Source organism: Caballeronia mineralivorans PML1(12) (assembly GCF_001028175.1).
GTDB classification, from domain to species: Bacteria; Pseudomonadota; Gammaproteobacteria; order Burkholderiales; family Burkholderiaceae; genus Caballeronia; species Caballeronia mineralivorans.
Genome location: NZ_AEJF01000102.1, coordinates 1 through 24974, shown reverse-complemented (window position 1 = coordinate 24974; position 24974 = coordinate 1). Strand labels below are relative to the sequence as shown.

Below are 24974 nucleotides of genomic sequence, written 5' to 3'. Positions count from 1 at the left end.
CCGGACGTTGCGGCGGCCGAGCGGCGCGTGGCCGCGGCGAATGCGACCATCGGCGTGGCGAAGGCTACGTTCTTCCCGGACATTTCGCTCGGCCTCGATGGCGGGTATCAGAGCGATACCTTCTCGCCCTGGCTCGCGGCACCGAACGAGATCTGGTCAGTCGGACCGCAAATGCTGTTCACGATCTTCGATGGCGGCCGGCGTAGCGCGGCCGTCGCGAATGCGCGGGCGCAACTGGCCGAGAACGGCGCGAAGTACCGGCAGACCGTGCTCGTCGCGTTCCAGCAGGTCGAGGACGGCCTTGCATTGCTGCATCATCTCGGCGACGAATCGGTGAACGAGGACCAAGCCTTGACTGCTGCGCGGCAGACGCTCGCGCTGGCGACGTCGCAGTATAAGGACGGCGTGGTGAGTTATCTTGAGGTGGTGACAGCCCAGACCACCGAACTGACCGCGCAAATCTCGTCGCTGGACCTGCGTACGCGGCAGCTGACGGCTTCGGTATCGCTGGTTCAGGCGCTGGGTGGCGGATGGAGTTCCAAGCCGGCCTGACGCGTATTCAAGAAGCAGCAACGAAAACGCCGCCGGGGTGCAATTCATTGCCCCGGCGGCGTTTTTTACATCGTGCCCTGCGCAGGCAGGATCAGAAGCGGTGACGAATACCTGCAGCCACCACTGCCTGCTTGCCATTCGACGACGCGGCCAGCGTATAGATCGACGCATTGCCGAGTGCGTTTATACCGGTTGCGCCGGTGGCGTGCTGGTAGACGCCTTCGAGGTAGACATCGGTACGACGGCTCAGCGAGTAATCGGCCTGCAGCATGAACGAGCTCCACTTCGGCGAGAGGCTCGACGTCGCGGTATCGAACTTGCCGTCGGTGAACGTGTACGAACCACCCAGGTTCAATGCCGGCGTCAGCGCATAGCGGGCGTTCAGTTCATAGTTGTTGAACGTGAGCTTGTTGCCTGACAGCGGCGTGTAAGCACCGCCCTGCTCGATCTCGCTCGGGTCGTCGAGCGTCGTGCGCGTGAACACGACACCGACGGTTGCGGGGCCAACCACGTAACGCGCGGCTGCCCCCATGATGCGCTGGCGGCCGCCGACCAGGGTTGCATCACTGTCGCTGCTCGAGAGCGCACCACTCGTGTTAGCCGGAGAAGCGACGCCGCCCGGATTGTTAGCCTGGAAGTAGGCGGCAGCAAGACTCAGGGGTCCGTTGTTATACGAAGCGCCCGCCGTGTAAGCGCTGTTGTTGCTGAAGCCATTCGATGAATTGCTGAACGCGTATGCACCGCCGAACACGAGGCCGCCGTAGTTCACGCTGCGAAACTTCACCGCATTATTCATGCGGAAATCATTGTTCAAGTTGTCGTTGTCGTACGGGTGATCGGCAATGTTGCCGCCGAAGCCCGAACCGGTCGCCGACAACGGCGCCACGAAATCCACCATGGAGTCGTACTGGCGTCCCAGCGTCACGGTGCCGTAGTGGGAACTGGAAATACCGACCCACGCCTGACGGCCGAACTCGTCACCGCCGTTCGAGAACTTGCCGTTATCAACATTGAAGCCGTTCTCAAGGTCGAACACGGCCGCCAGCCCACCGCCGAGATCCTCGGTGCCTTTCAGGCCCCAGCGATCCGTGCTGACGTTGCCGCTTTGCACACCCCAGGCGCTGTGGCCCCCCGTTGCGGCTTTCTGGTTGGAAATATAGTCGATGCCCGTATCGAGTGTGCCGTACAGGGTTACGCTGCTCTGTGCGTTCGCGGCTTGAGAGACCGCTGCCGCGATCAGGCTCAAGGAGGCGATCAACGCTTTGTTCATGTGTGCAATTCCAGGATGATGCGGCTGCGTTTCCGCCCTCCGGTTTTGCGGAAGCACGATGGCGAAGTGCAGCCGCCCGACTCGCCATGCGGACCTGAGAAAATTTAGGCGCCGGGCGTGACGCGGGCGTGTCTGAATTGCCCTGCTTCATGAAGAATAATTTATACAGCTGATACAAATAATTTAAGTTAGTTATCCGACTTAATTGACTCAAGACTTTTGTGCAATTTCATGAACGGCCACAGATGAACAACTCTTCACGATTGAGCGTCTTTCCCGATAGGGCCGGCTCGCTAATCTGTATTCACCGGACGACGATCACGCATCTGCATCGAAGCCCGGTTACTCATTAAACGGACTTTAAGGAAAGCACTATGAAGACCATGATGATCGCCCTCGCTGTTGCCGGTCTGGCTGCCACGGGCTCCGCCTTCGCTCAGAGCACAACGACTGCACCGGACCAGACTACCCTGGCCCAGACTGCTGTGGTGCAGGCAGGCCAATGGATTCCGCCGGATGGACAAACTGTCGCACCGAAGACGCGCGCACAGGTCTATCAGGAACTCGTGAAGGCCGAACAGGATGGCCAGCTCGATTACCTGGACCGCACGTTGTACTGGCATCACTAAGCATGACGCTTGAATTGCCGCTTGCCGAGACGGGTTGGATGAACTTGCTGGTGACAGGCGTCGCCCGTGCCGGCATTCCTCCATCACGCGGCTCGCGCCATGATGCGTTTCAACGCGAGCGTTTGACTAACAGATTTGAGTTCACAGGCGCGTTCGCCAAGGTGATGTCATGAGCCAGTTGAGACGCATATTCTCGGCCTTGCGTTTGCCGCTTTGCGCGCTGGTGCTGGGCTCCTTGCTGGGGGGATGCGCGTCGCTGCAGGGCGCGTCGGCCGATCCCAACGCATGCGTCGGCCCGCCGGATTACTGCCAGCCCTTCTTCGGCTCCTGATCGTGCGCGATCAGCCGTGCATCGCGTGATGCGCGGACTCCTGAATCCTGAGCGTCGCGCTTACGCATTTTCCGCATTCGATTGAGAAACGGGAAAGCTGCGGCCTTGCGGCAATTGCGCCGTGCTGATCTGGTAACCGAAGCGGCTGACAGTTTCTAGCCGCGCATCGAACATATAAAGCTCGAGCTTACGGCGCAGCCGCGACACGACCAGGTTTACGCTCGAAGGATCCACGACATCCTTGTCCGGCCATGCGTAACGAATCAACTGGTCGCGCGCCACGGGGGCATCGGGCTGACGCAGTAGCGACTCGACTAGCAGGAACTCGCGCTTCGTCAGGGGGCAACGCTTGTCTCCCTCCACCAGTTCACGGGTGAGCGGATCCAGTTTCAACGGGAGATCGAGCGTGTAGTCGCTCATGCCTTGCACCGACGAACGATGCAGCGCGAGCATGCGTTCCTGCATTTCGATAAAGGAATACGGCTGCACGAAGCAGGCGTCCGCACCTGCGCGCAGCATGCGCGCCCTCTCGACAGGCGTCGCACGGCCGAGCACGACCAGGATCGCGGGCGAGCCCGGCAGTCGCGCGAACTCGGACAGCCGCGTAGTCAGGTTGACGATGGCGTCGGAATCGACGGCCACGATCAGCACAGCGTCGAATGTGTCCCGCAACGCGAGATGGAGTCCGTCGCGTAAGTCATCTGTCATTTGCAGGCTGTGCGCGCTTTCTCGCAAAGCCTTGTGCAGATAAGCGCCTTCGGCGCAGACGGTGGAAATGAGCAGAACTCGCATAAGGATGGCTCGTACTCGGATAATAAGGAATCAGGCGGCCGGCGCGCGCGTCATTCGAGCGCGTGTGGCCAGCATTCGACCGTCATACTCGTGCCGGGATTGGTACCGGCGCCATTAGCGCCCACGCGAAGCGCGAAATCGTGTAACCGCATGACTGCCGACACAATGCTCAGGCCGAGCCCCGAGCCTGCCAGATGGCGCGTCTGATCGCCTCTGTAGAAGCGCTGCAAGACCGCTTCGCGCTCGCGCTCGGGGATACCTGGCCCGTTATCGGAAATAGTCAATTGCGCGCCTTGCAGGTGATCCGCCAATTCGATACGCACCTCCCCGTTGTCGGGTGCGAACTTGATCGCGTTGTCGAGCAGGTTGCTGAACGCCTCGAACAGCAACGCGCGGTCGCCATGCACCGCCGCAACCTGATCGACAGCCACCGTCCAGCGAATTCCCCGGTCCTCGGCGAGCGGTTCATACAGTTCGCTCAGTTCGTGAACCAGGGTAGTGAGATCCACCGACGAAAACCCGCCGCGCCGCTTCAATGCGCCAATCTCCGAAATACGCAGCATCGCACCGAAGCGATCGAGCAGCATATCGGCTTCGACTCGCGCACGGTCGAGCATTTGCGCGACACCGTCGTCCTGGATGACGTGCATGCGTTCGGCGACGTTCGCCAGCAAGGTGCGGATATGCGCGGCCGGCGTACGCAGGTCGTGCGCGATACCGTCACATGCGCTCTTGACCTCCGTCATCAGCCGTTCGATTTCCTCGAGCATGTGATTCACCAGATGCGCGAGCATATCGAGCTCGTCGCGCCCGCCTGTCGGCAAGCGCCGGTTCAGGTCACCCTGGGCGATGCGCAAGGTAACGTGGCGGATGTCGCGCACTCGCCGCATCTGCCGCAGATTGAGCAACAAGCCACTGGCTATGCTCACGAGCAAGCAGAACAAGCCGCCGCCAACGAGCGCATTGATCATCGTCTCGCGAACATGCAGGACATGCGTGAGATCGCGGGCGACCACGATCTGTTCGCCGCTGCGGCGGCGTATTCCCATCGCCCGTACGTCCGGCGTGCGGATGTCATGGGCCACAACCAGGGTGCCGTTGAGCGTGTGGCCCGTGCGGTCGAGCGGCAGATCCGCGGGTATCGCCACAATATCGCCGGAGATATGTTTGCCGTTGGCGTCGAACAGGCCGAAGTAATTGGTATGCAGGTGTTCGCCTTCCGTGCGCCGGTATATTGTCTCGGGCAGTTCCGTGTCGTCGATGGACCCGAAATAGAACAGTTGCCAATGCAGCACCGAGTCCGCGTCGAACTCCATGCGAGTGGTCGCCGACCAGCCGATAAAGCCGATCAGCACCATGACCGACAGCGCGAAGATGACGGCGTAGACCGACAGCCACCTGAAGGTCGTGTTATGCCAGCGGCGCCCCATTTCCACGGGATGCGTTCGATTCGATAAGTCAGCCAAGGTGTCCTTAGTTGAGGTGGATCACGTCAAGATGTAACCCGAACCACGCACGGTCTGAATCGTCGCCTTGGCGCCGGGTGGATCGATTTTCTTGCGCAAGCGCCCCATGTGCACGTCGATCAGATTGGTGCCGGGATCGAAGTGATAACCCCACACCGCTTCGAACAACATTGTGCGTGTGATGGTTTGTCCCGCATGCCGCATCATGAACTCCAGGATGCGGTACTCGGTCGGCAGAAGCGACACCTCAACTCCGTCGCGCGTCACCTTGCGCGAAATCAGATCGACGAGGAGCGGCCCTGCGTTCAGCGTTGTTTCATTGCGTGCGGGCGCTTCGCGCCGACGTCTCAGCAGCACTTCGAGACGCGCGGTGAGTTCGTCGGAATTGAATGGTTTGGTCAGGTAATCGTCACCGCCTGCACGCAGGCCGCGGATGCGTTCATCCACGTCACCAAGCGCGCTCAGCATCAGCACCGGAGCCTGTACGCCAACCGTTCGCAAGGTGGTGAGGATAGTCAGGCCGTCGAGCCCCGGCAGCATGCGGTCGAGCATGATCACGTCATACTCGCCGCTCATTGCACGGGCGAGACCGTCGGGCCCGTTGTTTACCCAGTCCACTTCGAACCCGCATTTTTCAAGTTCGACCACAATCTCATTCGCGGCCAGCGGATCGTCCTCTACCGTGAGCACTCGTGTCGTCATTGTTCCCAATCCCAAGTCGGCATCGGCGAAAAACCGGATGCCGTCTGCACTACCAGAGGGTAAATGATGCCACAACCGACTCATGGAGATCGGTGGATGAAATTGACGGACAGGCATCGGAAACCTGCCTGATCTTAGCGGCTGCCGCGATAAACCACTGTATCGAGGTATTGAAGCTGACCGTCCTTTTCAGCGTGAACCAGCGAGCGCTCGACCTGCGCACGGGTGAGCGTCGAGACCGGCGGTTTCCACGATTGATCCTGAGCGGGTTTCGCCGGCGTTTGGGCAAATGCTGAAGAACATACAATGCATGAGAGAAGGCTGACTACGGAGAAAAGTTTTTTCATTTTGCTACTCCTGGTGAGTTAAAACGTCGCATATGCGCCAATGGCGTCGCGACCGTGTTGAGACTACGCGGGGACCCTTAACGGTCCGTCATCTGCTTCATGAAAAGATATTTACCGAAGTGCGCTTAGGACAAAACTCTAGGGCAAGATCCAGATTTTGGTGAACCATTGCTTGGGGCGGCATGTCGAAAATGCTTCGGCTTGAATGACCAAGGACAGGCAAGCGCTCAGTCCGCAGCCGAGCCGGTCGGATTGCCTGCGACCTGTGCCGGCATGCAGTCACGGCGAAATTCCTGGTGCAGCTTGGCTTCGGCATTGTCCAGATCGGTTGGATAGTCGTTGTCGTCGCCGGTTGGGTCATAGCCGACCGCTTCCAGCTCGCTCAGTTCCTGCATCAGCTGTTTGTGCGTGACGGTGTGCTTGAGCGGCGTGAACGGGTAGTCGTGACACTCAGCCTGCGTGAGTCCGGGGGCGGCCAGCGCCGACGCGCTGGTAAGGGCGAGTGCGAACGTGACTAAAGCGGTGGAAAGGCGTTTCATGGGTGTTCTCCAGAAAATTATCGGGCACAAGTAGTCGCCTGCGCTTCGCTTGTTTATGTAGCGGCGGGTGACGAGATTCAGGATAGCGAAGTGATTGCAACGGAAAGTCCGCTGTAACATGAAGAGTAATTTAAGGTTCGTGCAGGCGAACCCGGAGGCTCCTACACAAAGCCGGGCCCGAGGTCAAGATAGCCAGTTGCAGGGTCCACATTGAGCGTGCACCGCCACGCGCTTTCTTCAGAAGCACTGAGCTTACGAATGGCGGCACCCAGTTGACATGCTGCTTGCGTAAAGACTCGATCCGCTTACAAAACCGCGCATCACGCATGGCATTGCCTCAGTCATTGAGACGGCAGCGCTTCCAGATCGGCACCTACACGCGTGGCACGCAAATCTCTTTTGTCTCGCCCAGGTGCATCTGAGCATTCGGACGGACCTCGACTACACCAATTCAAATTGTTTGAAAGTCGGCTGTATCGAATTCACGACATGTCTTGTTCCCACCGGACCCGTCCCAAGGTTTGGCGCGACCCTTTCTTCCCTCGCCAGCAAGCCGCGACGCTCGCCAACCGGGTTTATTCCAGCGCCTGAAAGGCTGACTTTCAGTACGTCGCGCCAGCTATGAATAACGGCTCATTAACCTTCGTGGGCGCTTTCATGAAGTCGTCACGCCCTCGCGGCGAGAACCGGCATCGAGCGACAAACACACGCGCCTGAATCTATATACATTGGGGTTGGAAAAATCATGAAGAGAACTTTGTTAGCCGCTGCGATTCCGGCAATTCTCCTTAGCACCGCCGCTCATGCTCAAAGCAGCGTCACGCTCTATGGCTTGATCGACGAAGGTTTTGACTTTACTAGCAACGGTGCGGGCCATCGCGGTTACGAAATGGTCAGCGGCGACACTGCGGGTAGCCGGTGGGGTTTGAAGGGCAGTGAGGATCTGGGTAACGGGCTGAAGGGAATCTTTCTTTTGGAGAATGGTTTCAATACGAACACGGGACAACTGGGTCAAGGCGGTCTTGAGTTTGGCCGTCAGGCTTACGTTGGGTTGTCGTCAGTGCACTATGGTACGTTCACGATGGGCCGTCAGTACGATCCCACCGTCGACATGTGGAGTGGATTCACTGCTGCTGGCAACATGATGGGGGATCTGGCGGCGCATCCGTTTGACAACGATAACGCCGACTGGGACTACCGTATCCAGAACTCGGTCAAGTATGTGTCGCCGACCTATGCCGGCTTTACTGGCGAAGCGATGTATGGCTTCAGCAATCAGGCTGGCGCATTTGCGAACAACCGTTTGTATAGTGCGGCGGGTACGTACAAGATGGGGGGCTTCGCCGCTGCTCTTGCATATATGAAGACCGACAATGGCGGAGCGAATGCTTCGGGTGCTGCCTCGAACAATACGACGGTCTTTACGGCCGATTCGCAGCAGAACATTGACGCGGGAGTGTCGTACACATTTTCGAATAACGCGATGTTGGCGTTCGCGTATTCGCATGTGGATGTCTACAATCCGACCGCTAACGCGTACTTTACGAATCAGCCGGTGGCGGGTACCCAGAACTCGTGGAAGTTCGACAATTTTGAAGTCAATGGTCAGTACTTCTTCAAGCCGGATTTCTGGCTGGCTGCTGCTTATACCTATACCTTTGTTCACGTGTCCACGACTGCTGGGCGTTCGATGCCTAAGTACAATCAGTTTTCTTTGATGCTCGACTATGATCTCAGCAAACGCACCTCGGTCTATGTTCAGGGTGCGTATCAGCATGTCAATGGCAATACGGGAACGCAGTTTGACAATGCCGATATCCCGGGGTCGTCGGAGATTTCTTCTAGTGGCAATCAGATGATGGCCAGGGTGGCGATGATGCACCGGTTTTAGTTCGCTCGCGCCGGTGGACGGGGTTTGGTGGTTTTGGGGTTAGCGGTGAGGGATCGATGCCGGGTTGGTGCTGCTTAGGTCTGCGGTCGTTATATGTTGGCCGTTCTCTTTATCACTATTGGCCACTGTGCGTGGCGGCACTTCATTTCTTTTTCCGACACGGACGGCGAAAAAGAAACAGAAGCAAAGAAAACGCCTCTCAACAATCGGCAAGTTAGTGTCCCTAGCGTGCAGGCTAGAAGTTTTTGGCACCTGATAGCACGGTGCTCGCCAGACTCACCAATGTTTGAACCCCTCCTTCTCGCGAATCCTGACACGGACACGCTTCGCCCCCAACGCTCTCGGGCAAGCACCATGAGCCCCAGACCAGTACGGCCTGACGTGTGCTGGTTGCCTCATTTCGTGGTGGGTTGGCGACGTGGGCTGCGAGGTTATTTCTTGAGGGGGTTGTTCGCGGATAGCGCGGGGTGTCCCTGTGGCAGGTTCAGTCACTGGTGGCGAAGCGTGTGGGTATCTGTGTTCGGAGAGGTCGGGCTTCAAACATCGGTGATGTCTGGCGAGCACCGTGCTATCAGGTGCCAAAAGCTCCGAGCCTGCACGCTAGGGACACTAACTTGCCGATTGTTGGGAGGCGTTTTCTTTGCTTCTGTTTCTTTTTCGCCGTTCGGCGGAAAAAGAAATGACGTGCCGCCACGCACAGTGACTAATAGTGATAAAAAGAACTGCTAACTTAAACCGACCATCAACCTAAGCAGCAGCAACCCGGCCTCGACCCAGTCCCACGAGCACCGGCAAACCCACTCCAACCCCCTAGTGCGAACGACCCCTACTTGCTGCTCCATACGCATGCGCCAAATGCGTACGCATCAACTCGGCGCTGCGCGCCATATCCCCCTCAACAACAGCATCCATGATCGCCAGATGCTCATTGCACCATTCACGTATCCGCCGTTGATTGGCATACCCTCCAAACTCAAGCAGGCGCCGCAACCGATTCTGTTGCTGAATAGCCTGAGCCAAAAACGTATTCCCACTGAACTCAGCGAGCATTTCATGAAAGCTCGCGTCGGTCTCGAACAGTTGCCCAGGGCTAACGGTCTCGATATCAGGATGCGAAGTCAGATAAAGATGTTGCCGCCGGCACCGCTCAAGTAACGACCGGTCAACACTAAACGTCGACATCAACATCCCGGAAGGCTCCAGCGCGACCCTGAAGTCATAACTGCCCTTCAGCGTCAAAGCATTGTCGAGCGACGGCTGGAAGGTCCACCCATGCCCCTTGTTACGCACGATCAGCCCGTCCTCGGACAACCGCGACAACGCCCGCATCATAGTCACCCGATCCACGCCATAACGCTTGGCAATATCCGTCTGCGTCAGCGACGCCGGCACAAGACCCGTCAGCCGGTCCTTCACCATCTGGTCGTAAAGCGCCTGGTCCCCCGCCACCGGCACGTCCAGCTCCACCCGATGCAACACCTCGGCAGGCTGCAACAAGAAGAACCCCTGGTTCCTGCGCGCTTCAATAACCCCAAGCGCCTCCAGCAAGTTCAACGCGGCACGCACCGGCGTGCGCGACACACCCAGTACATCGGCAAATTGCTGTTCACGCAAATGATGGCCAACCTCGAACCGCGCCTCCTGCACGAACTCAAGAATCTGCTTGGCCAACTGATGCGAGGTCTTACCCGGTCCACGCGCCATTGTTCCGACTCCCTCCCTTAATCTGCTCAATTATATACAAATAATACAATTCAGAGGCGACGAAACCACCGGACCGCCATCCGGCACCGGCGCATAAGCCCCTCGCACAACAATTTATTTCCGCTTGACCGGTGAATTTCGTGTTTGTATAAATTTATACAACACGAGCAATCTTAACCAGTCGAGGCCCCTCCCATGCTTTCACGCAACATGCTGTGCTCGCTGCTTGCCACGGTCGCGATTTCGTTCGCCTGCAATGCGGCCCAGGCCGCCGAGCCCTTGAAAACAGTCGAGGCGGGTCAGTTGACCTATGGCACCGCCGCCACGTTCGCGCCCTTCGAATACATGAAGGACGGCGCGCTGGTCGGTTTCGACATCGACCTGATCAACGCCATCGCCAAGCAGATGAAGCTCAAACCGGACCCGAGCAATACTCAGTTCAGCGGACTGATTCCGGCACTGCAGGGCGGTCGCACCGACATCATCAATTCAGCGATGTACATGACGCCCGCGCGCGCCGCACAGGTCGACTTCGTCCCGTACCTGAAGCTCGGCGACCGCATCGTCGTGAAGGCTGGCAATCCCGCGCAGATCACCGGCCGCGACGACTCCATCTGCGGCAAGATCATTGCAGTGACGCTCGGCGGCATCGAAGAGACCTATGCCCGCGCCGACGCCCAGCGCTGCACCACGGGCGGCCACCCGGCACCGACCATCCTCACCCTTCCGACCGCGCAGGACTCCACGTTATCGCTGCGTCAGGGACGCGCCGACGCCATCTATAACTCGACACCAGGCACCGTAATGCTGCTGGAAGAAGTTCCCGGCGTCTACGAAGCCGTCGGCCCGGAATTCGAAGTGACGACGCACATAGGCATTGCCGTGAACAAGGGCAACAAGCCGATGGCGGACGCCATCGGACAAGCGCTCGCGAAAGTGGTCGCGGACGGCACCTACAAACAGTTGATCGCGAAATGGAAGCTGCCGCCATCGGTCTCGATGTTCGACTAAACGAGCGCTCAGGCTCCCACGACGCGTAACCGGAACACGACATGTCACTGCACCTGCTGCTCGACTACCTGGGCTCGGCCGAGTTCGCGCGCGGCGCCGCCGTCACGCTCGTCCTCACGCTTCTCTCACTGTTCTTCGGCATGGTGATCGGGCTGGCGCTCGCGCTGTTGCAGGCGATCCCCAGCCGCGTTGCACGGACCTTCTCGTTTGCTTATCTATGGCTCTTTCGCGGCACACCCGTGCTGTTCCAGATCATCTTCATCTATAACGTGCTGCCCTCGTTCGGCATCCGCTTCAGTGCCTTCGTCTGTGCGGTGCTCGCGCTCTCGCTGAATGAAGGCGCGTTCATGTGCGAGATCTTCCGCTCGGGTCTGCACTCGGTGAAACGAGGCCAGCGTACGGCGGGTCTTGCGCTCGGCATGACCGGTACGAAGGTGCTGCTGCACATCGTGCTGCCGCAAGCGTTGCGGGTCGTCCTGCCACCCATCGGTAACCAGATGATCGGCATGCTCAAGCTGAGCGCGCTGGTGTCGGTGATCGCCGTGCAGGAACTGCTGCTGATTGCGAACCAGACTGCCAGCGCGAACTTTCGCTATCTGGAAGCGCTGACCGCGGCGGGCATCTACTATCTCGCGCTCACCACGCTGTTCATGCTGTTCCAGGGCTGGCTAGAACGTTCACTCGATCCGAAACGCAAGACCCGTATGCGGCGTATCTCCCTGACCGAACGCCTTCTCGGTGTCGGTCAACCCGTTGTACGGTAAGGAAGCTTTATGTCTATCGAATCACTCCAACCTCTTCAACCGCTTCTAAGAGTATCCCGTATCGACAAGAGCTATGGCTCGACGCAAATCCTCAAGGCGTGCTCGCTCGAGATCGTGCCGAAGGAAACCATCGTGGTGATCGGTCCGTCCGGCTCGGGCAAGTCGACGCTGCTGCGATGCCTGAACCTGCTCGAAACCGTCGATGCCGGCAAGATCTTCTTCGAGGGCCGCGAGCTCACGCGTGAACGTAATCGCCAGCATCTGGTACGCCAGGAGATCGGCATGGTGTTCCAGAACTTCGAACTGTTCTCACATCTTTCCGCCGCTGAAAACATCATGCTCGCACCGATGAAAGTGCTCGGCATGAGCCGTCACGACGCCCACGACCTCGCGCTCAGCCTGCTCGACAAGGTACGGTTGCGCGATCGGGCCGACGCGTTCGCCGACGAACTCTCCGGCGGCCAGCAGCAGCGTGTCGCGATCGCCCGCGCGCTGGCGATGAAACCCAAGCTGATGCTCTACGACGAACCGACCTCGGCGCTCGATCCGGAAATGATCCGCGAAGTCCTCGACGTGATGGCGGAACTCAGCGCTGAAGGCATGACAAGCATCGTAGTCACTCACGAGATGGGATTCGCGCGCCGCGCCGCTGACAAGATTGTGTTCATGGATGCCGGAGAAGTTGTGGAAACGGCCAGCAGCGACCAGTTCTTTAGCGGCGTTGCGCACGAGCGAGCGCGCCGCTTCCTCGATCAGATCCTCCACTAAGCGTTCATACGTCAAGGCGTCAAGGAGCCACACTGCATGTCCACCCAACCCGATCTGCTTCGCATGAAGCGCGATCTTGCCGCCCTTGTCGGCATCAATACGGAAAACCCGCCGGGCCGCGAACTCGAGGCCGCGCAACTCGTGCATCGGCTGTTGGCGGCCGAGGGTTTCGATCTATCGCTGAGCGAATACAAGCCGGGCCGCGCCAACGTCATCGCGCGGCTTGAGAACGGACCAGGTCCGACCTTTGCGTTCAATACGCATCTCGACGTCGTGCCGGCCGGCGACGGTTGGGCCTCCGATCCCTTCATCCTGCGCGAGGCCGACGGCCGCCTTTTCGGCCGCGGTTCATGCGACGCCAAAGGTCCGCTCGCGGCCATGATCGAAGCCATGCGCCTGCTGGCCGCTAACCGTTCAAGCTGGTCGGGAACGCTGATCGGCGTGTTCGTGGCGGACGAGGAGATTGCCAGCGAAGGCGCGAAGTTCTATGCATCGACGAAGCCGGTGGTCGACTATGTGGTGGTCGGCGAGCCGACCTCGAACGCGACCTTCTCCGCGCACAAGGGCAGCTTGCGGCCGTTGGTGCGGGTGCACGGCATCACGGCGCATTCGGGCACGCCGCATCTTGGGGAGAATGCTATCTACCGTGCCGCGCAACTGCTCGGCCTGATCGAAAGCCATCACGAGAACAGCGTGCGCTGCCGCTGCCATCCGCTTGTCGGCTCAGCGAGCCTGACCGTCACGCGGGTGAACGGCGGACACGCCGACAATGTGCTGCCGGGCGCCTGCGACCTGCTGCTCGACCGGCGCATGGTGCCCGGCGAAGACGAGGCCGACGTCAAGCGCGAGTTCGATCAGTTGCTCGATCTCGCGCAACAACGCTTCGGTGTGCGCACCGAAATCCTCGAATACAAACCGACCACGGGCGGTGCGACCGAGACCGCGCTGGAAGCGCCGATCGTGCAAGCCAGCCTGGCGGCCTGCCGAAATCACGGCACCACTGAACCAGGACCTTTCGGCTTTCAGGGCGGTTGCGATCTTGTACATTTTCGAAGCGTAGGCGCGGCCGGTGTCGTGATCGGGCCTGGCACGCTCGCCGTCGCGCACAAGCCCGACGAGTTCGTCCCGATAGAGGAATTCCTGTTGTCGAGCCTCATCTATCGCGACATCGCGCTGACGATGATGCAGGCCGGCCGCTGAGATCGTGCAAGTCACTCTTCATCGCACGCAGCTTCATTATCGCGACGGGCTGACGCTTCATACCGCTTCGTCGGGGAGCGTGGCCGCGCTCGATGCGCTCTATCTTCGGATCGGGCAGGACCGTCTTAGCGGGGTTGGTGAGGTCCGCATTAACATCGCTTATCTGAACGGTCTCGCGCCTTACGAGGTCATCAGTGAAGCCACCGCGGTTCTACCTACGGTCGATTGGACGATAGGCCCGGAGCGGCTCATCAACAGTTTCTCCGACTGGTCCGCGCCCTTCTCCGCACCGCTTCGCATGCTGGTCGACTGCGCTTTGCACGATCTGTGCTCGAAGCGCGCGGGCGTGAGTGTCGCCCGATGGCTCGGCGCCGAAGCGGCCAGCCGCGCGACGTGGCCCACGAACCAGACGTTGTTCTGGTCCAACGACCAAACGATGCTCGCGCGCGCGGGTTCGTATGTCGCACGCGGCTTCAAGGATCTGAAACTGAGGGTAGGCATCGGCTCCTTCGACAACGACCTGCAACGCATCGATCTTCTGCGCACCCACTTCGGTCCGGGCGTGAAGATTGCCGTCGATGCCAACGGCCAATGGCCCATGGACATGGCACAGGAGTATCTCAATGCACTGGCGAAGCGCGCTGTTGCTTATGTCGAACAACCGGTCGCGGCCGGTGACTGGGATGCAATCGAGCGTCTCGCGCAAAGCAGCCAGCTGCCGATCATGCTCGACGAGAGCGTGCAGTCGGATGCGGATGTTGGCCGCATCTGCGCGCTCGGCGGTGCAAAGCTCGCCGCACACCTCAAGCTTGTCAAGCTAGGCGGAATCGCCGCGACCGTCGCTGCAGCCCGGCGGCTTGCTGTTGCGGGCGTTCCTTTCATGATCGGGCAAATGAATGAAGGCGGTGCCGCGACGGCTGCGGCACTGCATGTCGCTTGTGCGACCCGACCCGGCTGGGCTGAGTTATATGGCGCGGATGGTCTCCACGACGACCCGGTGAGCGGCCTCGTCTACGAGCACGGCGCGGCGTCTTCTACCCACGCACCCGGTCTTGGTGTCACGCTGGATACCTTCCTCACGCAACGCATTCAAACTATTCTGGAGAACTGATATGCAGGAACGGCAAGGCCCGCAACAGGGCTGTGAATCCGCGTTCGATGCGCAGGAATATGCAGGTCGCGTCGCACGCACCCGGGCGTCGCTCGCCAAGGCCGGGATCGACGTGATGATCGTCACGGGCCCGGAGAATATCTTTTATCTGACCGGCCAGCAGACGCCCGGCTACTACACGTTCCAGGCGCTGTTGCTGCCGGTCGACGGTGAACCGGTGTTCGTGATCCGCCAACTGGAGTATTTCAACTTCATCGCGAACACCTTCATTGCCGATGCGCAGGTCTATAGCGACGGCGACGACCCCATCGACGTGCTGGTCAACGTCGTGCAAAAAAATGGCTGGGCCAACAAGCGTGTCGCCATCGACAAGCGTGGCTGGTTCCTGCCGATCGCCGTGTATGAAACGCTCACGGCAAAGCTCGGCACGATCGCCGACGGCGCACGCGTGATCGAACAATTGCGCGCGGTAAAGTCGGATGCGGAGATCGAAAAAATCGCGACTGCTGCACGGTATGTAGATGCCGGCATGCGCGCAGGCCTTGCCGCAGTCCAGCCCGGTGCAACCGAAAACACGCTGGTCGCGGCCATGATGTCGGAAGCGATTCTCGCGGGTTCGGAATATGTCGGTATGGAACCGCTCGTCTCGGCGGGCCCGCGTACCGGCGTGCCGCACGGCACATGGCGCCGCCGGCCACTCGATGTTGACGCACCCGCCTTCCTCGAGATGGCTGCCTGCCACGATCGCTATCACGCCGCGCTGATGCGCTCGGCGTGGCTCGGCAAACCACGTTCCGACGCGCTGGATATGGAGAAGGTTTGCCAGGCCGCGCTGCAAGCCGCCCTCGACGCAATCCGTCCCGGCGAGCCATGCGAAGCGCCACATCTGGCCTGCCAGCGCGTGATCGACCGGGCGGGCTATACCGACAACTTCAAGAAACGCACCGGTTATTCGATCGGCATCTCGTTCGCTCCCGACTGGGGCGAAGGCGCGATCCTGAGCCTCTATACCGGCGTGAAGACACCCCTTGAACCCGGCATGACCTTCCACATTCCGCCCGCGCTGCGGATCTACGGCGAGTTCACCGTCGGGGTCAGCGAGACGGTTGTCGTGACCGAGACGGGGCATCGCGTACTCGGCGCCATCGCGCGGCCGTTGCTGCAGGTCGACGCCTGATCGACTCATCTAATCTTGACGGACTACATGCAATGAAAGACATGATCGAATGCCGTGAGCGGCTTAAAGGGATCTTCAACATTACCGTAACGCCCTTTACGGCCGACGGCTCATTTGACTACACCGCCCTGGCGGAAAACATCGAGCGCGTGATCGCGCTGGGCTTCGACGGCCTGCTGATTGGCGGCACCTACGGCGAGTTTCCCGCGATGTCCACCGACGAACGCGCCACACTATTTCGCCGCACGGTGGAGATAACTGCCGGCCGCGTGCCGGTGATGCTCTGCAGCGCATCGTCGGATGTACGTGTCGTACGTGAACTCACACAACTGGCCGGTGACCTGGGCGGCTTGCCGATGGTCACGCCACCCTTCGTCTCCGAAGTCACGGATGACCAGATCGTCGCGTTCTTCCGCGACATGGCGCCGCTCTCGCGCACCGGCGTGCTGATCTACAACGCGCCGGGCATCGGCATCACGTTGTCGCCCCCGACCATCGAGCGCCTCGCGGATATTGAAGGCGTGGTCGGCCTGAAGCAGGGCGACCTGACGCCCACCGCCATCGACCAGATCGCGAATCGCGTAGGTGGCCGCATAAAGCTCTTCTGCGCGTCCGACCTCGCTTTTCTCGGACCGATGATGGCCGGTTTCGACGGCATCAGTTCGACCAACAGCGGCGCCCTGCCGGAACTGATCCTCGCTAGTTACCGGGCGATCGAACGCGGCGACGCGCATGCCGCCTGCGAGCTGCATCGCCTGTGGTACGGCTTTCGCGCCATAGCACGCACGCACGGACAACCGCAGGCTGTGAAGGCCGCCATGAGCTTGCGCGGCTTCACCGGCGGCTACGTGCGCTCGCCGCTGCGCGACCTCGCGGGCAAGGCGCTCGACGACGTGCACGCAGCCATGCAGACGCTTGCGAACGAACCACGCAGCGGCGTCAGGCTCGTTGCATAACCGGTTTTGGAACCAGGGATCGACATGGCATTGAATCAACTCGCCGCGCGCATGAGCCGCGTTCGGCCGTCGCCTACAGCAGAGATTTCCGACAAGGTCCGGGCCTTGCTCGCACAAGGCAAGAAGGTCATCAACCTCGGCGAAGGCGAACTCAACTTCGATACTCCCGCGCATATCAAGCGTGCGGGTATTGCCGCCATCGAACGAGGCGACACGAAATACACGGCGGTTGCCGGGACGACGGAACTGCTGCAAGCGATCGTCGATAAATTCGCTCACGACAACGGCATCGCCTATTCGACGAACGAAGTCATTGCGGGAAGCGGCGCAAAACAGCTGATCTTCAACGCGCTGCTCGCGACCATCGGCCCGGAAGATGAGGTGCTGATCTGCGCGCCTTACTGGGTCTCCTACCCGGACATGGTCGCGCTCGCCGACGGCCGCACCCGCGTACTTCAATGCGACGCCACCGATGGCTGGAAATTGAAGCCGGAAACATTGCGTGCGGCGATCGGTCCGAACACGCGCTGGCTGATCCTCAACTCGCCGAACAATCCCTCCGGCGCAGTGTATAGCCGCGACGAACTCAAGGCGCTGACCGACGTGCTGCTAGAACACGAGCACGTCCTGGTGATGGCCGATGACATCTACGAACACGTGCGTTATGAAGGTCCTTTCTTCACCCCGGCACAAGTCGAGCCGCGTTTGCAACCTCGCACGCTAACGGTCAACGGCGTATCGAAAGCCTATTCGATGACCGGCTGGCGCATCGGTTTCGCGGCGGGTCCGGCGTGGCTGATCGCTGCAATGCAGACGCTGCAATCCCAAAGCACCTCCAACCCCAGTTCGATCTCGCAGGCCGCCGCTGTTGCTGCGCTACGCGGTGGCATAGGCTTCATGGACGAATGGTTGCGAATCCTCGAAGTGGGCCGCAAGCTCGTGCTCCAGTCGGTCGGGCGCTGCCCCGGCTTGCATTGCACACCCTCCGATGGTGCCTTCTATGCCTTCGTCAATTGCGAGGGCGTGATAGGTGCGACGACGCCCGACGGCAAGACCATTGGGAGCGATTTCGAATTCGCGACGTACCTGCTCGAAGCTGCGCATGTGGGCGTCGTGCATGGTGCAGCGTTCGGCATCGACAATCATATTCGCATTGCCTACGCGGTCGACCACACCACCCTGCGCGAAGCCTGTGCGCGAATCGAGCGCGCGTGCGCGGCGCTCGTGCTTCAGACGGAGATAAGCACGCGATGAATCCCGGCCTGATCGATCGCCGGCCGGATTGCAAGGAAACCCGATCATGCTGATCTTGCTCGAAGACGATGATGATTTGCCCGCGAACTATGGGGCACTTGCGGCCATCCTGGCGAGCGTGCGCCGCGCGACGCTCGTGCACGTGAAGGCTGTGTGGGACGAGCAAGTTTTCCCCGATGCAGCCCAGCATGTGACCGCCGATGGCGTGCTCGTGCCGAGCGGACTCGTGTGGGCCGAGCGTATTGGCGTGCGGGCTGTTTCTTCTCCCGTCGCTGCAAGCGAGCTGCTGGATCGCGCAGCGCGAGAGGATATTGTCGTGCCGCTGCATCCGTGCAACGCGGGTTCGATCGTATCGGCAGAAGGATTGATTGCCGAGGCCCGCAGACGCGGCGTAAAACACGAACGCTGTCGCGTGATGCACGATGCAGACAGTGCGTGGATCATCGACGCGGCAACTCATGATGCGATCGGCGAGACAGGCACATGGACGCCGGATCGCTTCGGCCGATGGAGCGCGAGCGAGTCCACGCGAAGCCGCACGATGCCACGCTTACGCATCGCGCTTGTCGGCAGCGAGCGCGATCACCGAGGTGTCAATCCGGCAACATTAGCAGCGCTAGGCGATGCAGCCGATGCTCAGGATATCGACCTGGAGATCACCTACGTCACGCCGCAATCGATCGATATCGACAACGTGGCCGGCCTCTTCGCGTGCGCCGATGGCATCGTGCTGCCCGGCGGCTCGGACATGAGCCGCGTAGCGGGACAGGTAATCGCAGCGCGCTACGCTCTTGTATCGCGCATGCCGGTGGCCGGACTCTGCCTCGGCATGCAGGCCATGGCGACAGCCGCCGCACAGCTTGCCTCGGGCTCGGACGATGTCGCACTCGCAGAAGCCAATCCCACTGCCAGCCTGCACAGTTTTATCCGTCTCGCTGCAGACGATGGATCGACCGTTCATCGACTAGGCGATCAGATCAGCGAGATCGACAATGGCTCGACACTGCATGGGATTCTGGGTGACCGCTTCACTGTACGCACCAACCACAGGTTCCGGCTTAATCCACACGTCCTGGGTTTGCTCCACGATGCTGGCGTGACCGTCTGTGCCCGGGATCTGTCGGGTCATATCGCAGATGCAATCGAGGCGCCCGAGCATCCGTTTTATATCGGCATGCAAGGGCATCCTGAGGTCTCGTCAGCGGCGGAACGTGCGCATCCGCTGTTGTGTGCGTTTCTGGAAACGGCGTTGCGATCGCGATGATCGGATTACAGCGACGCGATCCACGACCGCTCATTCCCGCTCTAATTCGCAACTCAGGCTCGCGGCGCTCAAGCCCCGTCGCACTGCCGAAAACCCGCGTCAAAATTCCTGCATGGTCGGACGAAGCACGATCTCGTTGATATCGACATCGGCCGGCTGTTCGATCGCGTAAGCGATAGCGCGAGCCACCGAATCCGCAGGAATCGCCTGTTGATAGAACTGCCCCACCACCTTCGCGCTCTCTTCATGCGAGCTGCCGAATTTCAGTTCGGAATCGACAGCGCCCGGCAGAATGATCGTCGTGCGGATCGCGGCGCCCACTTCGTGCCTGAGCCCTTCGGAGATAGCGCGTACGGCAAACTTGGTGCCGCTATAGACGGTGCCGCCGGGGCTGAAAACCTTGATGCCCGCCACCGATGAAATGTTGATGAAGTGGCCGCTTTTCTGCTGCTGGAATACAGGCAGTGCCGCCGCGATCCCGTACAGCACACCCTTGATGTTGATGTCGATCATGCGTTCCCACTCGTCGACTTTCGTCTCCGACATAGGTGCAATTGCCATGAACCCGGCGTTATTGACCACCACGTCCACTCGCCCGTAAGCGCTCACTGCCCGGTCGATCAACGCCTGTACATCTGCGCGGCGCGTGACATCGGCGGCTAATACCTCGACCTTGCCGCCGGCTTTACGCAAGTCCGCGGCGATGTTTTCAAGCCGGTCGAGACGACGCGCACCCAGCACAAGCGACGCACCTTTCGCCGACAAATGACGTGCCGTTGCTTCACCGAGCCCGCTGCTCGCGCCGGTGATGACAACGACCTTGCCTTCGATTCCATTGCTGACGTTATTGCTCATGGTTGACATGCTCCTGTGATCCTGGGGGGCGAAGGCCCCCCGCGACAGAAGACAGTATGGGAATCGCAAGCAAACCATTCAATGGAAATGATACGATTTCATAATTCCATTTTCTGGAATCAAAACCGGGAACTCCTCATGCAGAATCGCCTCGAAATGTTGCGCATCTATTGCGCGGCCGTTGAAGCAGAGAGCTTTAAAGAAGCGGCTACGCGGCTGGGTACGTCGCCTCAGGCAGTCACGCGCGCGGTTCAGGAAGCGGAAGCGCTCGTGGGGGAAATCCTTTTCCACCGGAATACGCGGCGTGTGCGCGCCACGGAAGCAGGGGAAGCGTTTGCGCATCGGGCACGCGATCTCGTGCGGCAGATGGACGAACTGCTGCGACCGAAAGACAGCGAGATCGATGCTGAAATTGCCGGCCTGGTTCGGCTAACCGCACCCAAATCCATTGGCGAACGGTTTCTCATGCCGGCGCTTGCGCGTCTCGCCGAGAAGCATCCGCGGATCATGCTCGACCTGCGTTTATCCGATGCGATCAGCGATCCCATTGCGGAGCAGATTGATATTGGCGTGAGGATAGGCTTCATGCGCGACAGTCGCTTCGTGGTTCGCCCCGCATCGCGCGTGGGTTTCTCTGTCGTCGCCAGTCCCAAGTTGATCGCACGCGTGGGCGAGCCGACTGACCTGGCGGCACTTGCGCTTCTGCCTACGACGGGATTCATCGACAGGAACACCGGTCGCCTATGGCCCTGGCAATTCGCCAACGGGCAGCAATTCACGCCGGCCAACCTGGCGTTCCAGACCGACGACGGAGAGTGCGAGTGCCGGGCGGTCGTCGCAGGGTTGGGGTTTGGACAGATCGTGAGTTATCTCGCACAGCCTTTGCTGCGCGCCGGCAAGGTTATCAGCGTGCTTGACAGTTATGCGCCGGAGGCTTGGCCGGTATACGTTTATCGGCCGCAGCGGGGACCAGTGCCGGCACGCATACGGCTTGTGTTCGACGCGATGCTGGCGGCGCTGGAAAAATCGGAGTTGCAGTAAGGGCCTTATGTATCTGGCTTACATTCGTTCCGAGACCTTTTTCTAATCAGCATGCATGCGGGTGGCGTGGCCGGAAAAGCCAGAAGCCGGCCACCACGCGGACAGGCAGCGCTCATTCAACCGTCGCGTTAAAAAGCTTTCCACTCCGCGTTCGCCGCGCCGCTTGCTGCGGGTATAGGCAACGCGGGCGATAAGCGTGACGATGAACGCGGCGATAACTTCGCGACCCGTCCCTTAGGCTCCAGGCGCGGTGTTACCTGCGTCTTCGGCTGGGCTTTCGCGCTTACAGCCTGCGTTGCATGCCCCATCGAGTCTTCGCTGCCTAATCGGAACGAGGACACTGCCTGAGTCAGCTTGCGCCCCTGATCCTCGAGCGATTGCGACGCGGCAGTCGCCTCTTCGACCAGTGCCGCGTTTTGCTGCGTCACTTCATCCATTTGAGTGATCGCGGTGTTGACTTGTTCGATACCGCGACTCTGTTCGCCCGACGCAGCAGCAATTTCCCCCATGATGTCGTTCACGCGAGCGACAGCGTTCGTGACTTCCGACATCGTTCGGCCTGCTTCGCTTGCGAGCCCCGAGCCGGTCTGGATCTTCTGCACTGAGGTCGAGATCAGATCCTTGATTTCCTTCGCCGCGCTGGAGGAACGCTGCGCGAGGCTACGCACTTCGCTCGCGACAACCGCAAATCCCCTGCCCTGTTCACCGGCGCGAGCCGCTTCGACTGCCGCATTCAATGCGAGGATATTGGTCTGGAACGCAATGCCCTCGATGATCCCGGTGATATCCGCAATCTTCTTGGAGCTTTCGCTGATGTCGGCCATCGTATCGACCACCTGCCCGACGACGCTGTTGCCCTTTGCCGCCACGTCCGATGCATTCGATGCCAGCGAACTCGCCTGTGCCGCGTTTTCCGCGTTTTGTTTGACCGTCGAGGTGAGCTGTTCCATGCTTGCCGCGGTCTCCTGCAATGACGACGCTTGCTGCTCGGTGCGTGACGACAAGTCGATGTTGCCCGATGCTATCTCGCTGGAGCCCGTGGCAATACTGTTGGCGGCCATTCTGACTTCGCCGATCAGCTTGACCAGGCTGCCCTGCATCGCACCCATCAAAGCGAGCACGCTGCCGGCAGGTGCCAGATCGGCCCCGCGAACCGGGCTCAGGTCGCCGCTCGCCACCCGTTGAGTCACTTCGCCGAGCGCAACAGGTTCGGCACCCAGGGCGTTGAGCAGCCCGCGAATAATGACGGTGGCCGCGCCGATCGCGGTGGCAAGTGCGATCAGACAGGTTGCAATGAGCAGCGTGCGTTTGTTTGAATAATCAAGCTCCGACTGTGCCTCCATACTCTTGGCGCGCTCAGCGGTGTACTCGGAATAATCGTTGGTCGCCTTGATCAACTGAGCGAGAAGCGGGCGACATTGATCGTCGATCATTGTGATGGCGTCGTCACGCTTGTTGGTAAGCGCGGCATTGACGATGTTCATCGCGACTGGGCCATACGCGCTTTCCACGCGACTGATCTCGGCAACCAGACTGCGTGCTTTGTCGCTGGCGTCGGTCGCATGTGCGACCTGGTCGTTCAACTGGCGCAATGCATTCTGCACGTCCTCGTGCGCCTTGGCCACGTCTGCTTTTTCTGCGTCGAGGTCCGCAGGTTTCGTCACCAGCACAAGATCGCGGGCCGCGATCGCGCGCCGATCCACCGCCGTGCGCACAGTCTCCGCAAGACGCGCACGCGCCTCTATGCCGGAGACGTAACTAGAGAATTGACTATTTGCATCGCTAAGCGCCTTGAGTGAAAAGACTGAGATGGCAACCAGCATGATGATCAACAGACCAAAGCTCCATGAGAGCTTCGCTTTGACTGAAAGCGATTTGAAATTCATTTTATAGTGCTCCCTTCGGTGATGGTGTGAACCGGTCAAGCAAGCGCGCCCCAGACATTTCGTTAAGTCGTTGACAGGGGGATTGGTCAATCTTTGGAAAATGCAGGACAGGGTTCTGCTTTTCTCTAACCGGGACTACGGCCGGGCCGGCCCAATCTGGAGGGTGCTTTTGAGGGACAAACGTTTGCCGAAAAAAATAAATAATTAGTCAGACGATTTGTCGTTCATTTGTCCACCTTAATTTGCTTGGACTTCTAAGTTTTTGCAAACAAGATGCGCTCTCGAAGAACGGACGTTTTCAGCACAAAAGGAAGCGCCAACAGTGTTTGTCGTGCGCTTGTCCACCGAGTCAGGTTTCGAGTTTTATGTTTTTTCAACGCGCATTCGTATCGCTTCCTGAAGATGCAATACGAAGGTGGTTTTTAGGTATGACAAGCAGATCCAAAAGATCATGAGGCGCGGAAAATCGCCCGCGCGCCGCGTCCACACGATTAGATCAGGGACGAGGCGCGCGGTGAAACTGCTTGAAAGACGAAGCCTTTCAATCTCCTACTCGACAACGTCCCAACTGACGTTACCCAGCTGAGCACGGGCCTTCTCCCAGTACTCTTCTGAACGCCCGGCGGGGCTGCCATCCAGCTCCCAAAGATAAAATGCGAGCGTAAACACCTGTTCTTCCGACATAGGAACACTCATGATCGACTCCGGCATTGAATTGCAGCGAGCCCTATTGCGCGCTGTCTCTGCCGAAAGTTTAGGCGGACCCTCACCAATAATTCAGAGTGCGGATGACAATGAATTATTGTCGTTTTAGGTGTAAACACCTACTCGGATAGTGACCAGGTACGACTCAGCCGCACGATCAGAACCAGCGGAGAGAATGTCGGACGAATAGTGGGGAGCGCACGCCCGAACCTGTGTCGGACTGCAGCGCATCCGGCTGCACTCATGCGAATCGTTCGGGCACGCGCAGTGCCAAGCATCGCGTAGTTTTTTGACAGCGAGGTGATCGTTAAAGCAACCGGCTTTGGCCAGCACTCGCGAAACGCTTGTGCGATTTTGCCAATCGGCGCTGGATGACCGTTCTATTGGTCCAGGCGGTCCAGGATGACCCGTTCGCCTGTTTCGGGGATTTCAACCTGCTTGACGACCTTCGAGATGCGGTTCCTGCTCAACTCAAAAGCAAGCATGAGTTGCTTCGTCGAGGCATCCGCCGCTCCAAGGTATTCGCAAACCGCCTCAATCGGAATGGAGAAGGCGCAATAGCCCCAACCGAAACCATAGGCGGAAAACCACAATGAAGCGTCGCGAGAAATGAATGGTGCGCTGAGACTGACAAGCTTAGCGTTCATCGTCCACCTCGTTTCGGATATTAGCGACGCTCGAATCTTCGCACATTCCGCCGCGCTCCTGAAGCGTGGCAGTCTGACGACCCGCTTACGCCTGCCCTTCTCCTTCTCTTAG

General features: G+C 59.6%; 26 protein-coding genes. 15 read left to right on the top strand and 11 right to left on the bottom strand.

Features of this window, described 5'->3' with window-relative positions:
- Positions 1–552: TolC family protein (locus tag EOS_RS16120; RefSeq protein WP_047847666.1), on the top strand; the 552-nt coding region annotated here is incomplete at its 5' end.
- A 91-nt stretch (positions 553–643) separates the two neighbouring features.
- On the opposite strand, the gene EOS_RS16115 is transcribed toward EOS_RS16120, so the two are convergent.
- Complete coding sequence (locus EOS_RS16115) at positions 644–1822, bottom strand: porin (RefSeq protein WP_047847665.1); 1179 nt, start codon at positions 1820–1822, stop codon at positions 644–646.
- Between the two features lie 374 nt (positions 1823–2196).
- Here EOS_RS16115 and EOS_RS16110 point away from each other — a divergent pair, with 374 nt between their 5' ends.
- From EOS_RS16110 to EOS_RS47535, 3 genes are read left to right on the top strand one after another with little or no spacing between them, the layout of a single operon-like run.
- Entirely contained in the window at positions 2197–2451 is a 255-nt protein-coding gene (locus EOS_RS16110; protein WP_047847664.1) for a DUF4148 domain-containing protein, read from the top strand.
- A gap of 2 nt (positions 2452–2453) precedes the next feature.
- Positions 2454–2624: a hypothetical protein gene (locus EOS_RS47085; protein ID WP_160312501.1), complete on the top strand. Its 171-nt coding sequence runs from the start codon at positions 2454–2456 to the stop codon at positions 2622–2624.
- Positions 2621–2782, top strand: coding sequence for a hypothetical protein (locus tag EOS_RS47535; protein ID WP_167348960.1), 162 nt, complete (start codon positions 2621–2623; stop codon positions 2780–2782). Before EOS_RS47085 ends, EOS_RS47535 begins: the two co-directional genes overlap by 4 nt.
- Positions 2783–2842: 60 nt before the next feature.
- On the opposite strand, the gene EOS_RS16105 is transcribed toward EOS_RS47535, so the two are convergent.
- The 5 genes from EOS_RS16105 to EOS_RS16085 form a co-directional block, all read right to left on the bottom strand.
- Positions 2843–3574 carry a response regulator transcription factor gene (locus EOS_RS16105; protein WP_047847663.1) on the bottom strand — a complete coding sequence of 244 codons (732 nt, stop codon included), beginning with the start codon at positions 3572–3574 and terminating at the stop codon, positions 2843–2845.
- A gap of 50 nt (positions 3575–3624) precedes the next feature.
- Positions 3625–5004 (bottom strand): HAMP domain-containing sensor histidine kinase, encoded by a 1380-nt coding sequence (locus EOS_RS16100; RefSeq protein ID WP_047847662.1) that lies wholly within the window; start codon positions 5002–5004, stop codon positions 3625–3627.
- Positions 5005–5061: 57 nt separating this feature from the next.
- Positions 5062–5742 carry a response regulator transcription factor gene (locus tag EOS_RS16095; protein ID WP_047847661.1) on the bottom strand — a complete coding sequence of 227 codons (681 nt, stop codon included), beginning with the start codon at positions 5740–5742 and terminating at the stop codon, positions 5062–5064.
- 134 nt (positions 5743–5876) lie between these two features.
- A complete protein-coding gene (locus EOS_RS16090; protein ID WP_047847660.1) occupies positions 5877–6089 on the bottom strand; it encodes a DUF4148 domain-containing protein in 213 nt (70 codons plus the stop codon).
- A gap of 227 nt (positions 6090–6316) precedes the next feature.
- A complete protein-coding gene (locus tag EOS_RS16085; RefSeq protein ID WP_047847659.1) occupies positions 6317–6628 on the bottom strand; it encodes a DUF4148 domain-containing protein in 312 nt (103 codons plus the stop codon).
- Positions 6629–7373: 745 nt separating this feature from the next.
- Between EOS_RS16085 and EOS_RS16080 the strand changes: the two genes are divergently transcribed.
- A complete protein-coding gene (locus EOS_RS16080) occupies positions 7374–8519 on the top strand; it encodes a porin (protein ID WP_047847658.1) in 1146 nt (381 codons plus the stop codon).
- Between the two features lie 810 nt (positions 8520–9329).
- On the opposite strand, the gene EOS_RS16075 is transcribed toward EOS_RS16080, so the two are convergent.
- Entirely contained in the window at positions 9330–10190 is an 861-nt protein-coding gene (locus EOS_RS16075; protein WP_200908653.1) for a GntR family transcriptional regulator, read from the bottom strand.
- A gap of 228 nt (positions 10191–10418) precedes the next feature.
- Here EOS_RS16075 and EOS_RS16070 point away from each other — a divergent pair, with 228 nt between their 5' ends.
- Genes EOS_RS16070 through EOS_RS16030 form a run of 9 tightly spaced genes read left to right on the top strand, consistent with a single transcriptional unit; the run spans position 10419 to position 19728 of the window.
- The gene (locus EOS_RS16070; protein ID WP_200908652.1) at positions 10419–11234 is read left to right on the top strand and encodes an ABC transporter substrate-binding protein; all 816 of its coding nucleotides are present in this window, start codon (positions 10419–10421) and stop codon (positions 11232–11234) included.
- Between the two features lie 41 nt (positions 11235–11275).
- Complete coding sequence (locus tag EOS_RS16065) at positions 11276–11998, top strand: amino acid ABC transporter permease (RefSeq protein WP_047847656.1); 723 nt, start codon at positions 11276–11278, stop codon at positions 11996–11998.
- Between the two features lie 9 nt (positions 11999–12007).
- A complete protein-coding gene (locus EOS_RS16060; RefSeq protein WP_047847655.1) occupies positions 12008–12766 on the top strand; it encodes an amino acid ABC transporter ATP-binding protein in 759 nt (252 codons plus the stop codon).
- Between the two features lie 36 nt (positions 12767–12802).
- Entirely contained in the window at positions 12803–13966 is a 1164-nt protein-coding gene (locus tag EOS_RS16055) for a M20 family metallopeptidase (RefSeq protein WP_047847654.1), read from the top strand.
- Between the two features lie 4 nt (positions 13967–13970).
- The gene (locus EOS_RS16050) at positions 13971–15077 is read left to right on the top strand and encodes a mandelate racemase/muconate lactonizing enzyme family protein (protein WP_047847653.1); all 1107 of its coding nucleotides are present in this window, start codon (positions 13971–13973) and stop codon (positions 15075–15077) included.
- A 1-nt stretch (position 15078) separates the two neighbouring features.
- A complete protein-coding gene (locus EOS_RS16045; RefSeq protein ID WP_047847652.1) occupies positions 15079–16254 on the top strand; it encodes a M24 family metallopeptidase in 1176 nt (391 codons plus the stop codon).
- Positions 16255–16286: 32 nt separating this feature from the next.
- A complete protein-coding gene (locus EOS_RS16040) occupies positions 16287–17210 on the top strand; it encodes a dihydrodipicolinate synthase family protein (RefSeq protein WP_047847651.1) in 924 nt (307 codons plus the stop codon).
- A gap of 24 nt (positions 17211–17234) precedes the next feature.
- Complete coding sequence (locus EOS_RS16035) at positions 17235–18464, top strand: pyridoxal phosphate-dependent aminotransferase (protein WP_047847650.1); 1230 nt, start codon at positions 17235–17237, stop codon at positions 18462–18464.
- 46 nt (positions 18465–18510) lie between these two features.
- The gene (locus tag EOS_RS16030; RefSeq protein WP_063177458.1) at positions 18511–19728 is read left to right on the top strand and encodes a glutamine amidotransferase-related protein; all 1218 of its coding nucleotides are present in this window, start codon (positions 18511–18513) and stop codon (positions 19726–19728) included.
- Between the two features lie 99 nt (positions 19729–19827).
- On the opposite strand, the gene EOS_RS16025 is transcribed toward EOS_RS16030, so the two are convergent.
- Positions 19828–20583: an SDR family oxidoreductase gene (locus tag EOS_RS16025; RefSeq protein ID WP_047847649.1), complete on the bottom strand. Its 756-nt coding sequence runs from the start codon at positions 20581–20583 to the stop codon at positions 19828–19830.
- A 138-nt stretch (positions 20584–20721) separates the two neighbouring features.
- On the opposite strand from EOS_RS16025, the gene EOS_RS16020 reads away from it, so the two are divergent.
- Entirely contained in the window at positions 20722–21624 is a 903-nt protein-coding gene (locus EOS_RS16020) for a LysR family transcriptional regulator (protein WP_047847648.1), read from the top strand.
- A 128-nt stretch (positions 21625–21752) separates the two neighbouring features.
- Here EOS_RS16020 and EOS_RS16015 read toward each other — a convergent pair whose 3' ends face one another.
- The 3 genes from EOS_RS16015 to EOS_RS16010 all read right to left on the bottom strand — a co-directional run bounded on the left by EOS_RS16015 (position 21753) and on the right by EOS_RS16010 (position 24862).
- A complete protein-coding gene (locus tag EOS_RS16015; protein ID WP_047847647.1) occupies positions 21753–23510 on the bottom strand; it encodes a methyl-accepting chemotaxis protein in 1758 nt (585 codons plus the stop codon).
- Between the two features lie 549 nt (positions 23511–24059).
- A complete protein-coding gene (locus EOS_RS44510) occupies positions 24060–24206 on the bottom strand; it encodes a DUF2934 domain-containing protein (protein ID WP_075645346.1) in 147 nt (48 codons plus the stop codon).
- 389 nt (positions 24207–24595) lie between these two features.
- On the bottom strand, positions 24596–24862 hold the full coding sequence (locus tag EOS_RS16010; protein ID WP_047847646.1) for a hypothetical protein: 267 nt from the start codon (positions 24860–24862) through the stop codon (positions 24596–24598).
- Positions 24863–24974: the final 112 nt, after the last annotated feature.